A 13,655-nucleotide genomic window follows, 5' to 3' on the forward strand; every position below is an offset into this window, starting at 1 on the left:
TTTATTCCTCGTCTTTTTGTGTTTGTTCATCGGTATCACCAAGGGGTTTCATTGCTGGGAACAGAATAACATCTTTAATCGACAACTCATTGGTGAGTAACATCGTTAAACGATCAATTCCTAGCCCTTGACCCGCAGTTGGTGGTAAACCGTAGCCTAGAGCATAGACATAATCTTCATCCATTTCATGGGCTTCATCGTCACCTGCATTTTTAGCCTGCAACTGTTTTGAAAATCGTTCATATTGATCGATAGGATCATTAAGTTCGTTAAATCCATTGGCAATCTCACGCCCGGCAATGAAGAGCTCAAAACGCTCTGCAATGTTTGGATTGATTTCGCTTCGACGTGCAAGTGGGCTGATTTCAATTGGATAATCAATGATAAAGGTTGGATTGATGAGTTTTTCTTCAACAAACAGATCAAAAAGTTCTTCATAGAGTTTGCCAAGGTTTAAATTTGCGTCAACACTCAAACCTTTGTCTATAATATATTTCGTAATTTGGGCACAATCATCAAGAATTTCATCTGGAACGCCACCGATTTCACTCAGAGCAGTTCTAAAAGCAATTTTTTGGAATGGTTTTGAAAAATCAATTTCCAAATCTCCATAAGGGAGTTTGCGTGGAAGTTTAAGTTTCTTTAACAACACATCAAACATTTCTTCGGTGAGGCGCATTAAATCATGGTAATTATGGTATGCCCAGTAAAATTCGATCATGGTAAATTCAGGGTTGTGTGTTTGATCCATGCCTTCATTTCTGAAGTTACGGTTGATTTCAAAGACGGATTCAAAACCACCGACGACAAGGCGTTTGAGGTAAAGTTCTGGCGCAATTCTTAGGTAGCGATCAACTCCTAAGGCATTATGGCGCGTAATGAACGGTTTTGCATTTGCTCCACCTGCGATGGGGTGCATCATAGGAGTTTCAACTTCTAGAAAGTCACGTTCTTCAAAGAAATGACGAATTTCACTGACAATTTTACTTCTAATTTTAAAAGTTTTACGTACATCAGGGTTCATAATCATGTCAAGGTAGCGTTTGCGATAACGTAACTCTTTATCTTGGAGACCATGGAACTTTTCAGGAAGAGGTACTATTGACTTGGTTGCGACTTCCAATGACTTTACATGTAAAGAAAGTTCACCTGTTTTTGTGACAAAAGGAAAACCTGTGACACTGATAATATCACCGACTTCAACCAGTTTTTTAGCTTCATCAAACCATGCATCACCAATAGACTCGCGACTGAAATAGATTTGAAGCACACCTTGCTCATCTTCAATTTTTGCAAAAGCGGCTTTCCCCATATGGCGTAAAAATTTGATACGTCCCACAACTGTATTGTTCTTGTTCTCATCGCGTTTGAGTTCACTCTCTGCAACATATTCATAGCACTCTAAAAACTCTTTGGTGCTGGTGTCTTTGATAATATTATGCCTATAAGGGTTATGTCCAAGGGCATGTAGCGCCTTTCCCTTTTCGATGCGTTGTTGTTGGTATTGGTCTTGAAATATCAAAATATCGTCCTCTTTTCTAATGTTTGCTTTTTTGTGCACACTCTTTGCAAAGACCACGCAGTTGCATTAAATGGCTGGTAATGATGAAATGGTTTGCTTGCGCAATTTCAAGTTGTAGTTGTTCGATTTTATCATTTTGAAATTCGATAATCAGCCCGCAGTTTTTGCAGATCATATGATCATGGTGGGGTTTATTGGCAAGTTCAAATTTTTTACCGGCAACACCAAATGAGATCGATGTGACCATGTGAGACTCTTCAAGCAGATTCAGTGTACGATAGACTGTAGCAATCCCAATATTAAGCTCTGGATACGTACTTCGAAGAAAAATATAGAGATCTTCGGGTGTAAAGTGCTCATCTTTTTCATAGAGTGTTTTTAAGACGACTTCACGTTGCTTGGTAAATTTTAAACTATTGTTTTTCAATAACTCTTTAAAGTTTGAGAGTAAGGAGTTATATTCAAGATTTTCAAACGTACTCATCATGACCTCTTTTAAGGGTTAGTTTTCTCTTTAGGTTGCAAATTCTCAAACATGGTGTTGGTATCAAGTTTGACAATATATTTGCCAGTTTCTAAAAAGAGTGGAAACATCATGCTGTTAGCAACGTAGGGTTCAATTCTTGATTTAATGAATTCAATATTGGTTAATGTGACTGCCAAAACAGAAAAAACTAAGAATATTTTCATGCTGCCTATGACAAAACCAGCCAATTTATCAAACATACTAAGTCCACTCAGACTTAAGGCTTGCGCAATAAGATAGCCTAAAAAGATACACGTAATCCAAAAAACAATCAAAACCGCAATAAATCCAAAAAGGTATAAAGATGCTTGATTGTTAAATGCAAAAATATGATCACTAATCATTTTACCTGCTTCATGCGCATAACGCGAAGCAAAGTAGATACCACCAATAATGCCTAAGAGACCAAAAACCTCTTTTACAAATCCATTAATAATGCCCTTAATTCCCAATATCAGCACTAAGGCAAGAGATATAAGGTCAAACATCGAAAAATTTGCCATTTAATGTGCGCTCCTAAAACAGTTTTTACCACTTTTTTTGGCTTCGTAGAGCGCTTTGTCCGCTGTATCCAAAAGCTCGTCGGCACTCATCGTGCGTTTATGAGAACAAATGCCTGCACTCAGTGTTAGATGGATATCATGATTTTTATACAGTAATTTACTATCGCTTGTTTCTTTGATAATGCGATCAACGATTTTCGTGGCTTCATCAAAAGAGGTTCGGTTCAAAATAACGACAAATTCTTCACCACCATATCGATAGATACGTGTTCCCCGTCTAAGTGAATTTTGAATCAGCTTGGATAGAAAGATTAAGGTTTTATCGCCGGCAATATGACCAAACGAGTCATTGATTTGTTTAAAATCATCGGCATCGAACATGACAAGATGCATATCCATATCTCTATCTCTACCAACACTTAGTAGTTCTTCTAAGTCTTTAACAAGAACTCTTCTGTTGTGGGCTTTCGTTAGAGGGTCAATGTTGGATTCACGTTCTAAGCGTTCTACTTCTAGTTTGAGTTTAGCAATTGTTTCATCGGCAGCTTGAAGTTCATGTAATATTTTACCTTGAAAGTTATCAAAAGCCTGTAGAACTTGATGTGTATCGACACTCTCATAATCTTTTTTGATATTGTCAATATTGATAGATGTTTCATCTGAAATAAATTTAAGGTTATCATTCGTTTTTACAAACTCTTCTAACCCTTTTTTCATTAAACCAAAGCAAGTTTCACTCACCATTTCTTCTTGTTGTGCATTGGAAAAAAGGTAACTATGTTTTTTTGTAAGGTCCATCAACTCTGTATCACCGCTTTTTTGCAGTGTCTCAACAAACGTATCGTGATAATATTTTGGATAAGGAGGGATGTTTAAACTTTTAAGCTTTGCAAATGTCTCTTCTGCAAGCTGAAAAACCATTTCTGCGATATGATTATTGTTGTTCATTTCCATAGGTGCCTTTTTACCCATTTTATTTTAGAGTTTTTAATGCTTTAGTATAGCTTGAATAAGCTGTAATATTAGTAAAATTGCTTATTACATCCCCATATTGTTGAGAAGTTCTTGTGGCTGGGTAGAGTAACGTATGGCATCATCTTTCGTAATAAGATTGGCTCTAAGGCTTTTCATCATTGCTTGTGTTTGAGTAATCATGCCTGTTTTTTGTTGGTTAAGCTGCATTTGCGAATAAATCTGATGAATTTTATTTTCACGAATTAAGTTGGCAATAGCTGAATTATTAATCATAACTTCATGGATCGCAACCCTTCCTCCTCCGACTTTTGGAAGCAAACTTTGCGAAATGACAGCATACAAAGATGTTGCAAGCATATTACGTACTTGTACCTGCTCAGCTCCTTCAAAACTATCAACAATTCTATTGATGGTTTGAACTGCTGAATTAGTATGAAGTGTTCCTAAAACCAAGTGTCCCGTTTCTGCAGCCGTAATGGCCGTACTGATGGTTTCTTGGTCACGCATCTCACCCACGAGGATAATATCGGGATCTTCACGAAGTGAAAATTTGAGCGCTCTGGCAAAACTTTTAGTGTCTTCACCTACATTTCGATGTGAAAACAGACATTTTTTATTGGTATGAATAAATTCAACAGGATCTTCAATGGTAATGACATGGCGGTGCTCAAAGAGGTTTACTTCATTTAAAAGTGCTGCTAGTGTTGTTGATTTACCACTTCCTGTAGGTCCAGTGACCAGAATGAGCCCTTTTTCTCTCTGAATAAGTTCTTTAAAAACAATAGGAGTATTGAGATCATCTAAGGAAGGGATATCAATAGGGATAATTCTAAAGGCTGCTGCAAGTTCGCTGTTGATTGTGTAATAGTAGTTGGCACGAAAACGACCAATATCTGGGAACATGATTGCAAAATCAAGCTCTTTTTCTTCTTCAAGTTTTTTCTTTTGCTTATCGGTAATAAGCGTATAACAGAGCTCTTCAATCGTTGTACCATTCAGCTTTTCCATATCAAGTGGCACAAGTTTCCCATCAATTCTAATTTGTGGTTCGCTACGCCCAACAAGATGTAGATCTGACGCTTTATAGGCTACCACGTTTTTTAATAATGCTTTGATATTGAGTGAGCTCATCTTTTAATTCCCCTTCAAATAAACGTTATTCAATGATTTTTGGAACGACAAAAAAGCCACTTTCACTTTGTGGTGCATGTTGTAAAATAGTTTTAATAATTTCATGATTGACATGAGGGATATCTTCACGAAATGGTGTACCACCTGCAAGTGTTGTAAAGGTTGCTTCTTCACTATCAAGCGTAAGTTCATTAAGATTTTCAACAAAAGAGACAATTTCACTCAGTTGATTAATGACACCTTCTCTCTTTTCATCGCTAATTTTTAAAGAGGAGAGTTTTTCCAATTTTTGAAGTAGTTCATTATCAATTTTCATGGTTTAAAATCCTTAAATCTTTTAAAAGGTAATTATAGCAAATTCTCTTTTGGTGGATACTGAAACGATAGTAGACTTCTATTAGTCCCTTTTTATATTTCTTGTGATAAACTTTGCCATGTTTTTAAAAATCGCTTATTAAGGATAGTGTTTGGGACTTAAAGAGAATATTCAAGCGGTCAAAGAAGAAATTAGCACTGAAGAGCAATTCCTTGAGGGAATGATCAAAGGAGAGCGTTTTTTTAATCGCAATAAAAAATATATTATCTCGGCATTAGTGCTTGTAGCTTTGGGTGCTGGATGGTATGCTATCAATGACATCATGTCGCAACAGCGTTTAAAAGTTTCAAATGAAGCGTATCAAGTTTTATTAAAAGATGCTAACAATACGGCAGCACTTGAAACACTTAAAGCGAAAAATCCAAAGTTGTATACGATGTTTATTTTTGAAACAGCACTGGTGAAAGGTGACACTGAAGCACTTAAAACAGTCTCTCTTTCTAAAGAAAATCCTATTTTAGCGGATTTGGCAACCTATCAGCTTTCTCAACTTGATCTTAATGCAACACCAAAAGGGGAATTATTGGCAGGCATGGTGCTTCTTCAAGAGGGATATGATTTACTCAAAGATAAGAAAATAGAAGAGGCGAGGTTGAAATTTGCTCAGATTGATGCAAATTCACCACTTAAACAGATTGCAAAAAATCTAGAACACTATCAAGGTTTGAAATAATGAGATACGCAAAAATTGCCTTTTCACTTTTGGCTTTATTAATGGTTGTAAGCGGCTGTGGTACAAAACGACAATACTTTGAACCAGAATCACTTGCTGGAAAAGTTAGTTATGATGATTCATTACCAGGAACAATTATAGATGCAGTGAGAGATGGTGCGACATTGTCTAATGGGCAAGTTATAAATAAAAGTGGTCTAACAAATATCATTTTACCAGAAGGTTTTGTTTACCTTTCTGAAGATAAAGGTCGTTATGTTGCGGCTTCTAAGTGTGGTGCCGTACAAATTGTTGATGCCAGTAAAAAAGTTCTTTTTTCTAAAGAATGTAGTGTAGCTGTAGCTTCTGCAGCGCTCAAAGGAAATCTTTTAGCACTTGTTTTAGGTTCTAATGAGCTTGTCATCATTGATATTAATGATGGCAAAGAGATGATGCATTTAAGACAAGATAATGTGTATGTTTTAGATTCTCGTATTGCTTCTCCGTATTTTTTGGGCGATTTGATTGTTTTCCCAACACTTGATGGTAAATTGTTAATTGTTGATCAACAAACTAAAAAACCAATCCGTGATGTTGTTGTAAGTAATGAAAAGTTTTTTGGGAATATTATTTATCTTCAAGTTTTAGGGGATCGTTTGGTCGCTGCAACAAAAAGTAAAGTTGTCTCCATTAGTCCAAAAGCTATCAGCTTTTTAGAGACGGATGTCAAAGATGTGATTGTTCTTGAAAATCGTATCTTTGTTTTCACTAAAGATGGACGTGTCATTCTTACCGATGCAGATCTTAAAACACTTAAAGAGCGCAAATTTCCATTTGCAACATTTGCTGGAACTATTTACGGTGATTTTATTTACATGATTGAAAAAGGTGGCTATGTCATTGCAACAGACTTAGATCTCATCTCAACAAATGTTTATAAACTTCCTGACAGTATAGAAAGTCATGTGTTTACAACAGGTGATGCGCTTTATTATAAAAATCACTTTTTCAAGCTAAATCGTAAGAAATAAGAGTTGGATTTAATACCACTATGAAGGAGATGTTAGAACGTATTTGTAACAAACAAGTCGTTTTTACATCTCTAGAAATGGTGGATCCCAAAATAGTGCTCCATACTCGTAAAAAACTTGCTATCTTTTGTGGTACTGATCGCAAATCTTTTTATCACTTAATTTTTCATTCCCAACAAAAGAGTCGTTTTCTTATGAAACACGTACAAGAAATTATTGAATTTACGTGTGCATTAGAATCACATTTCCAGCATGCCTATAAGTATAAGCACTTATTAGTACAAGCACCCGTATGTTCAAAGGCAGCACTCTTACTTCATGAAAATGGTTGGAAGGTTTATGAATGATTTTATGTGATATTGGTAACTCAAATGCAGATTTTTATCAAGATGGTAAAGTATGGACAATACCGCATAAACAATTTAAAGAGTTTGTAGCTACAGAAAAAGTCTATTATATTAGTGTTAGTGAAGCTCTCAAAACTACACTTCAGTCGAAAAATAATTTTATTGATTTGGAACCTTTCTTCGAGTTTGATACAATTTATCAAGGCATGGGAATTGATCGTATTGCTGCATGTTCAACAATAAGGGATGGTATGATTGTCGATGCAGGAAGCGCAATAACAGTTGATATCATGTCAGGAGGAATGCACTTAGGAGGCTTTATTTTGCCAGGGCTTAGTGCCTATGAGAAGTGTTATGCTTCCATTTCACCTCGTCTTATGCTCCCCATTAATCCAAGTATATCACTTGATGCACTACCGCAGAAGACGAATGATGCTATTTCATATGGGGTTATTAAATCAATTATCATGCTTTTAGAAATTACATGTAAAGATAAAAGAATTTTTTTTACAGGCGGTGATGGAAAATTTTTCTCTAAATTTTTCAGTAATGCGATTTTTGATCGTACGCTGATTTTTAGGGGAATGCTCAAAACTATCAAAGATGCACATTTGGAATAGTAGAAATTTCTGCCTCGTTAGAGGCAAGCTTTAGCGCCACAGCAGCAGAGCGTAGGTTTTTTGGCTTTGCCTAAAAACCGTAATTAAAAATAGAAAAGGGAAAAGAATGTTAACAGTGGCATTGCCAAAAGGCAGAATTGCAGAAGAGACTTTAGAAATTTTTGAGAAAATTTTTGGAACAGCATTTCGTTTTGATGATCGTAAATTGATTTTAGAAGCAGATGGTTTCCGATTTTTATTGGTTCGAAATCAGGATGTTCCAGCTTATGTTTTGCATCAATCTGCAGATATTGGAGTGGTTGGCTTGGATGTGTTAGAAGAAAAAGATGAGGATCTTTTACGTTTGCTTGATCTTGGTATTGGAAAATGTAAAGTATGTGTTGGCATTCAAGAGGGTAAATCAATTGATTATAGTGCTCCAGAACTAAAAGTTGCTACAAAAATGACTAATATTACACAAAAATATTTTTCTAAAAAAGCAATGGCTGTTGATATTATTAAACTGTATGGCTCTATCGAATTAGCCCCTCTTGTAGGGCTATCAGATGTGATCGTTGATATTGTAGAAACAGGTAGTACAATGAAGCAAAATGGACTTAAGGTTGTTGAAACAATTTTAGATTCTTCAGCGTATTTAATTGCAAATAAAAATAGTTTTATTGAAAAGAAAGAGGAAATTACTTCATTGTATTATAAGATAAATGAAGTGATACAAAAACGTAGTTGCTGATCAAAATAGATCAGCAACTTTTGCTATTTTACTGCTAAGTTCATGCTCTCTAATAGGTTTGACTAAAAAATCAAAAGCTCCATGATCAAAGGCTTCATGTTTACGAGTTTCATCGGTAGTTAAAACAATGACAGGAAGTTTTTTAAATTCTATCATAGATTGAATATTCGTTAAAAATTCAATACCATCCATAACAGGCATTTTGATATCAAGTAATACGAGATCAATATCTCCTTGCATCTTTAAGAGATTGATAGCATCTAATCCATTGGTAGCTTCGATAATAACACCAACATGTGCATTCTTGCGCAGCATTGAACTAATGAGCTTGAGATTAATAAAATCATCATCAACTGCTAAAATCTTTAATTGTTTTCCCATCATATGGCCTTTTAAATAAACTTATGGATAAGTGTCTCAAGGTCTTTTTTGCTAATTTGATTTGGTAAAATAGCATCAAAGGCAACGGTGGTATCTTGATTTTTATCTTTTGGATCAATAAACATAATCGTATTGATTTTACCTGCATTGTGCTCTTTTTCAGTTGACTGAATCCATGTTGAAAATATTTCTACATCATCCAGAAGCATCTCTTTATCAAAAAGAATAACTTTGTAGTGTTTTGATCCAATTTTTTGTTTAAAATCATTGTAGGAAGTAGCTGATTCAACGTATTCACACATTTTACTTAACACGCTTGTAAATATTTTCGTTTCAATAGGGCTTTTCTTCAAAACAAGCACATCTTTGATCTCGATCGTTGGAACGATTGATTCATTACTCTTCTCTTCAATAAGAGGATTTTGAATCTCTTCAATGCTTGTAGATAAGTTTGGTTCAACATGTAGCATTTCTTCCGATTGAAGAGGCACATGTATCTCCTCAGGCTGTTGTTTTACTGTCGATTGTTTAACGTCTACCGAAGGAGCTTCCTCTTGCGCCGTAAAATCTATTTTATCTTGAATAAAGAGGTTAAGAATACTAATAATACTGTCTTTTTTGATTGGTTTTGTTATATACTCGTCCAATCCTTCTTTCATAAAACGCTCACGATCACCTTTGAGCGCATTAGCCGTAATAGCAACAATAGGAATATGGGGGAGATGGTTTTGCTCTTCATACTCGAGAATTTTATGCGTTGCTTCAATGCCATCCATAACGGGCATCGCAATATCCATGAAGATCATATCAAAGTTATCATTACGGCGACGTTCTACTGCTTGAAGACCATTAGGTACAATCGTAATATTAAGGCCTAAATCTTCTAATGTTCTTCGAATTAATTTTTGATTGATCTCATTATCTTCGGCAACAAGCACATTCGCTTTAAATTTCTTGCCAAAAGTAACTTTTGGCAATGGTTGTGGTTCAATACGATCTTCTTTTACCGGTAAAAATTCGCGTTTGGATTCCAGTGCTCTAACAAGTTTTGATACGTTGATTGGCTCATAAATAGGTGTAATGTATTTCGTATTAAACTCATTGTACTTGACTTGTTGAGAAGATTTGAAGATCAGGATAATAGGTAACTTGATCTTTTTATACTCTTCAAGTTCTTCCTTGGTAAGATTGTTATAATCAGCGACGATGATATTGCTTCCTGCTTTAAAAATAAGGTTTTTAAGTGCAGGAAAATCTGTATAGTATTTTGCATGTGCTCCAAAATAAGTAAAGTAATCGTACATAAACTCAGTATGTGCTTTATTACTATTGAGAGGTGAATAGATGGCGCAATTAAAGTCATTGAAATGATCTTTATAGTCGGTACCACTTGAGCTGGATTCTACAAGGTCTAATACAAAGAAGAAGCGGCTACCTTTACCTTCATCACTTTCCACTTCTAAACGACCACCCATCAGAGCAATATATTTTGATGAGATGGTTAGACCCAGTCCTGTACCTCCAAATTTACGTGTAATCGTAGAATCAGCCTGGTTAAAGGCGTCAAAAATACCTTCAATTTTATCTTTGTTAATACCAATACCTGAATCTTGTACACTGAAGAGTACGCGAGCTTTATCAAGGGGTGCATTATCGACACGTTTGATTTCTACAGTGATTTGACCATTGTTTGGAGTAAATTTAACAGCATTACTCATAAGATTGATGAGAACTTCTTTGATCTTAACGGCATCACTTTTAAGGTAGTTGTGTAAGCTAGGGTCAATATACAATGAAAGTTGAATATTCTTTTCAGCAGCCTTCGGTCCATACACTTCAACTGCATTCTCAAATTCGTCAATAGGGGAGAAGAGAATTTCGTCGATTTCGATTTTATTGCTTTCTACTTTAGAAAGATCAAGAATATTATTAATAATGGCTAAAAGGTTTTCAGAACTTTTTTCAATAACATCTACAAATTCACGTTTTTCTTCATCGAGATCAGAATTTTTCAAAAGTTCTGTAAATCCAATAATACCATTAAGAGGTGTTCTAATTTCATGAGACATATTGGCTAAGAAGATACTTTTTGCGGCACTGGCTTCTTCCGCATTTTTCTTCTCTTTGGCAATGTTTTCAATCGCTCGATCGATAATACCATAAGCGACGTTCATACCTTCCGCCGTGTTAAAGTCAACTTTTTCTTTTGTTTCGGCAAGTTCTTCAACACGTGTAAAGATATTTTCAAGGCCTTGAACATTCTTTCTAAATTGTCCTGAAAGTCCAAGTCCTAGGAACATCAAAACGATGGAGATAATCCATGTAAGCCCTGCACCAATCAATTGACCCATGTTTTGAGTATCATAGTTTTTTTCTTCTACGTTAAGAGAAGCTTTAATAATTTGAGCAGATTTGTCAAGAATATCAATTTTCTTTGTTAAGAGACCAAACCAGAGCGTAGGGTCGATTAAGTACTCGCCACTTTGCGCAGCTGTAATAAGTTCAGCCTTGACTTGAGTGATTTCCTCGTCAAGTTTAATATTCTCTGGGAGTTTATAAAGTGTTTCAATCTGTGTACGTGTTGCTTGGTCATTAATAGTAGTATGGTCAAAAATATTTGAAACACCAAAAATACTAATCCAAATTTCAAGGTCCTTAGGGCTAAAAGGGACATATTGACTGAGGATTTTAGAAACGAAACCTCTCTCTTGTCCTAAATATTCGATGTTTTTGTAGGCAGAAACCAAAGAATACGTAAGGTTTGAAATATTAGAGTTTGAATTGATAGCTCCCAGTGTTTCAAGCTCTTTTAAGAGAAATGTATTAATCTGACTATAGTAATCAAAGAACATTTTATTAAAGTCAATCGAGAATTTATCGACTGCTTGACGCATATCACCAATCTTGTTAATGTAAAGAATAGTGTTTTTAATATTTGGCGTTACTTCATGGGTTTGATAAAAGTTATGAAATTCCGTAATGGCTTTTGTAACCGCTACGCGTTGTTCTTGAAGAGATTCTTTTGCAATACTTCCTTGACTTGAAATATAAGAAGCGCTCAGTCCCCTCTCTTTTGCAAGCTCAATAGAGAGTGTGCTTAAAACCCGGGTACTTTCTATTTTGTTTTTCAGTGTTAACGTTGTATCAAATTGCTTATATGATAAGAAGAGAAAGTAACTGGAAAAAATAAAAAGAATAATCAGAGGATATTGACTGATAAGCTTTAAAGTATGCTGAGTCGTTAATTTCATGGTCGGAGTCCTTTATTAACTGTTTAGTAGTATATTGTAAGTAGAAGCAATGTCTTTACATGTAACGCTATCTTTTGCCCCTTGGTTGAGGAGAGAAACAGCCTCATCATGTTTGACTTTATTTTTAAGATAGGCTTCCGCAAGGTAACATTTTGCTTTAATATTGCCTTTCATCACCGCTTGTTCTAAGTAGGGAATAGCAAGTGCTGGGTTGGCTTCAACGCCTTCTCCGTAAAGATACATTTTCCCAAGGTAAAAGTATCCTTGCACTGAATTCTCTTTTTTAATAGAGAGTTCAAACAGCTCTTTAGCATGTACAAAATTACCATTTTTATATTCCATCATTGCATCTCGAAAGCTATCTGCCCATGCGAAAGATAGAAGTAAAAAAAGGCTCAAAATCAGTTTATTCATAAAACATTCTCCTTAAAACGAGCAACCGAATCTTGAAGGTTTTTTAATGTCTGGAGAATTTCCTCTTTGGTATCAAACTCTAAACTGGTCTCTAGATGCTCAAATTGATTGGAAAGTGAGGCTATTTGTAAATGAAGTGCAATGCTCTTGAGTTTTGTAATCTCTTCTTTTGCATTGTTGCGGTTATTGTCATTAATGGCTTGCAACAAAAGGGGCATTGCAATATTTAAGGCATTGATATACTCTTCAAGGATTTGTGCTAACGTGCTAATATCAAGTCCTAGTTCTTCCGCACACTGTGCAAGATCAAACTCTTCATCTTCTACGAGTAGCGGTGCTGGTGCTTTTCTGAGCTCTTCAACAAAGAGTGTTGTATCTTCACGGAGATTTTCTTCTTTGTCATCGGGATAATTTTCAATGGGTGCTACAAAATCAAGATCATTGATTTTAATTTGGTCGATCGAGTGATATTCAAAAGATGTGTCTTCGTTTTGTTTCTCATCACTTTTGGGTTCTTCTAAAATATGATCGTCAAATTTAAGTTTAAAATCAAATGAATCTTCTGGGAAAGGAAGCGATGAACCAATTTTCAAATCACTCTCTTCTTTAGGTTCATCAAACGTCTCTTCTAAAGGTTTGAGGGTAGGTGCTATAAAATCATCTTCTCGTTCTGTAGTAGATAAAGATAACGGGGTATCAAAGTTAATATCAGATGACAAGGATGGTGGGGCATCTTCAACAAAAGTTTCTTCATGCGGAATGAAGCTAGGAGTTAATTCTTGTTCGACCATAGGTGCAGAAGCTGGAGATTTGTTTGTTGAAAGAGGTAGATCATGTTTAAATGGGGCGTTGTTCAGTTCCACACTGTAGAAAAGAAATGAGCCGTTAATCTCTTTTTGGAGGTATATTTCATTAATAGTTAGTGATGTTTCAATTTCTTTACCATTTTTGGTTTTGATCAAAACGCGTTTATTGGGTGTACCGCTATGCTGAGCATAATCAATCCATGAGAAGTTTTTGAACTTAAAGATAAAGCCAGGTTTGTTCACAAAGAGGTCGGCAAAATCATTGTGATAATTACGAAACTCTTCCATGTCTTCGTATCCTAACAGATACAACTCTTGGGTTCCCATTCCTAGAAATAGACCACTTTTATCGTAAAGTATCAAATGACGATCCTTGAGTGAACGTTGAAA

The 13,655-nt window shown here is 35.5% G+C and carries 15 protein-coding genes; 5 read left to right on the plus strand and 10 right to left on the minus strand.

Going from position 1 to position 13,655, the window contains the following annotated elements; genetic code table 11:
• Position 1: 1 nt before the first annotated feature.
• The 6 genes from lysS to gatC all read right to left on the minus strand — a co-directional run bounded on the left by lysS (position 2) and on the right by gatC (position 4,973).
• The gene (lysS, locus tag FA584_RS03345) at positions 2–1,522 is read right to left on the minus strand and encodes a lysine--tRNA ligase (protein WP_167750687.1); all 1,521 of its coding nucleotides are present in this window, start codon (positions 1,520–1,522) and stop codon (positions 2–4) included.
• A gap of 16 nt (positions 1,523–1,538) precedes the next feature.
• Positions 1,539–2,006: a Fur family transcriptional regulator gene (locus FA584_RS03350; RefSeq protein WP_096045971.1), complete on the minus strand. Its 468-nt coding sequence runs from the start codon at positions 2,004–2,006 to the stop codon at positions 1,539–1,541.
• An 11-nt stretch (positions 2,007–2,017) separates the two neighbouring features.
• Positions 2,018–2,551: a CvpA family protein gene (locus tag FA584_RS03355; RefSeq protein WP_096045972.1), complete on the minus strand. Its 534-nt coding sequence runs from the start codon at positions 2,549–2,551 to the stop codon at positions 2,018–2,020.
• Complete coding sequence (locus tag FA584_RS03360) at positions 2,552–3,499, minus strand: GGDEF domain-containing protein (protein WP_096047782.1); 948 nt, start codon at positions 3,497–3,499, stop codon at positions 2,552–2,554.
• A 90-nt stretch (positions 3,500–3,589) separates the two neighbouring features.
• Positions 3,590–4,657, minus strand: coding sequence for a type IV pilus twitching motility protein PilT (locus tag FA584_RS03365; protein WP_167750219.1), 1,068 nt, complete (start codon positions 4,655–4,657; stop codon positions 3,590–3,592).
• Positions 4,658–4,682: 25 nt separating this feature from the next.
• A complete protein-coding gene (gatC, locus tag FA584_RS03370) occupies positions 4,683–4,973 on the minus strand; it encodes an Asp-tRNA(Asn)/Glu-tRNA(Gln) amidotransferase subunit GatC (protein ID WP_167750220.1) in 291 nt (96 codons plus the stop codon).
• A 151-nt stretch (positions 4,974–5,124) separates the two neighbouring features.
• Between gatC and FA584_RS03375 the strand changes: the two genes are divergently transcribed.
• The 5 genes from FA584_RS03375 (at position 5,125) to hisG (ending at position 8,413) form a co-directional block, all read left to right on the plus strand.
• Entirely contained in the window at positions 5,125–5,706 is a 582-nt protein-coding gene (locus tag FA584_RS03375) for a tetratricopeptide repeat protein (RefSeq protein ID WP_167750221.1), read from the plus strand.
• A complete protein-coding gene (locus tag FA584_RS03380; RefSeq protein WP_096045975.1) occupies positions 5,706–6,716 on the plus strand; it encodes an outer membrane protein assembly factor BamB family protein in 1,011 nt (336 codons plus the stop codon). The genes FA584_RS03375 and FA584_RS03380 overlap by 1 nt, the downstream gene beginning before the upstream one ends.
• A gap of 29 nt (positions 6,717–6,745) precedes the next feature.
• Positions 6,746–7,063 carry a hypothetical protein gene (locus tag FA584_RS03385; protein ID WP_228448587.1) on the plus strand — a complete coding sequence of 106 codons (318 nt, stop codon included), beginning with the start codon at positions 6,746–6,748 and terminating at the stop codon, positions 7,061–7,063.
• The gene (locus FA584_RS03390; protein ID WP_167750223.1) at positions 7,060–7,683 is read left to right on the plus strand and encodes a type III pantothenate kinase; all 624 of its coding nucleotides are present in this window, start codon (positions 7,060–7,062) and stop codon (positions 7,681–7,683) included. The genes FA584_RS03385 and FA584_RS03390 overlap by 4 nt, the downstream gene beginning before the upstream one ends.
• A 106-nt stretch (positions 7,684–7,789) precedes the next feature.
• Positions 7,790–8,413, plus strand: a complete 624-nt coding sequence (hisG, locus tag FA584_RS03395) for an ATP phosphoribosyltransferase (protein WP_096045978.1) — start codon at positions 7,790–7,792, stop codon at positions 8,411–8,413.
• On the opposite strand, the gene FA584_RS03400 is transcribed toward hisG, so the two are convergent.
• Genes FA584_RS03400 through FA584_RS03415 form a run of 4 tightly spaced genes read right to left on the minus strand, consistent with a single transcriptional unit; the run spans position 8,414 to position 13,628 of the window.
• Positions 8,414–8,794, minus strand: coding sequence for a response regulator (locus FA584_RS03400; protein WP_191342077.1), 381 nt, complete (start codon positions 8,792–8,794; stop codon positions 8,414–8,416). It abuts the gene before it with no gap.
• Between the two features lie 11 nt (positions 8,795–8,805).
• Positions 8,806–12,045 (minus strand): ATP-binding protein, encoded by a 3,240-nt coding sequence (locus tag FA584_RS03405; protein ID WP_167750224.1) that lies wholly within the window; start codon positions 12,043–12,045, stop codon positions 8,806–8,808.
• A 15-nt stretch (positions 12,046–12,060) separates the two neighbouring features.
• The gene (locus tag FA584_RS03410) at positions 12,061–12,459 is read right to left on the minus strand and encodes an SEL1-like repeat protein (protein ID WP_167750225.1); all 399 of its coding nucleotides are present in this window, start codon (positions 12,457–12,459) and stop codon (positions 12,061–12,063) included.
• Entirely contained in the window at positions 12,456–13,628 is a 1,173-nt protein-coding gene (locus FA584_RS03415) for a hypothetical protein (RefSeq protein WP_167750226.1), read from the minus strand. The genes FA584_RS03410 and FA584_RS03415 overlap by 4 nt, the downstream gene beginning before the upstream one ends.
• Between the last annotated feature and the right edge of the window lie 27 nt (positions 13,629–13,655).

Origin of the sequence: Sulfurospirillum diekertiae, assembly GCF_011769985.2 — a bacterium.
GTDB classification, from domain to species: domain Bacteria; phylum Campylobacterota; class Campylobacteria; order Campylobacterales; family Sulfurospirillaceae; genus Sulfurospirillum; species Sulfurospirillum diekertiae.

Bases quoted from the DNA above. Each gene is read 5' to 3' on its own strand.
- FA584_RS03350 (WP_096045971.1), bottom strand. From the start codon at position 2,006: ATGAGTACGTTTGAAAATCTTGAATATAACTCCTTACTCTCAAACTTT.
- FA584_RS03355 (WP_096045972.1), bottom strand. From the start codon at position 2,551: ATGGCAAATTTTTCGATGTTTGACCTTATATCTCTTGCCTTAGTGCTG.
- FA584_RS03360 (WP_096047782.1), bottom strand. From the start codon at position 3,499: ATGAACAACAATAATCATATCGCAGAAATGGTTTTTCAGCTTGCAGAA.
- FA584_RS03365 (WP_167750219.1), bottom strand. From the start codon at position 4,657: ATGAGCTCACTCAATATCAAAGCATTATTAAAAAACGTGGTAGCCTAT.
- gatC (WP_167750220.1), bottom strand. From the start codon at position 4,973: ATGAAAATTGATAATGAACTACTTCAAAAATTGGAAAAACTCTCCTCT.
- FA584_RS03380 (WP_096045975.1), top strand. From the start codon at position 5,706: ATGAGATACGCAAAAATTGCCTTTTCACTTTTGGCTTTATTAATGGTT.
- FA584_RS03385 (WP_228448587.1), top strand. From the start codon at position 6,746: ATGTTAGAACGTATTTGTAACAAACAAGTCGTTTTTACATCTCTAGAA.
- FA584_RS03390 (WP_167750223.1), top strand. From the start codon at position 7,060: ATGATTTTATGTGATATTGGTAACTCAAATGCAGATTTTTATCAAGAT.
- hisG (WP_096045978.1), top strand. From the start codon at position 7,790: ATGTTAACAGTGGCATTGCCAAAAGGCAGAATTGCAGAAGAGACTTTA.
- FA584_RS03400 (WP_191342077.1), bottom strand. From the start codon at position 8,794: ATGGGAAAACAATTAAAGATTTTAGCAGTTGATGATGATTTTATTAAT.
- FA584_RS03405 (WP_167750224.1), bottom strand. From the start codon at position 12,045: ATGAAATTAACGACTCAGCATACTTTAAAGCTTATCAGTCAATATCCT.
- FA584_RS03410 (WP_167750225.1), bottom strand. From the start codon at position 12,459: ATGAATAAACTGATTTTGAGCCTTTTTTTACTTCTATCTTTCGCATGG.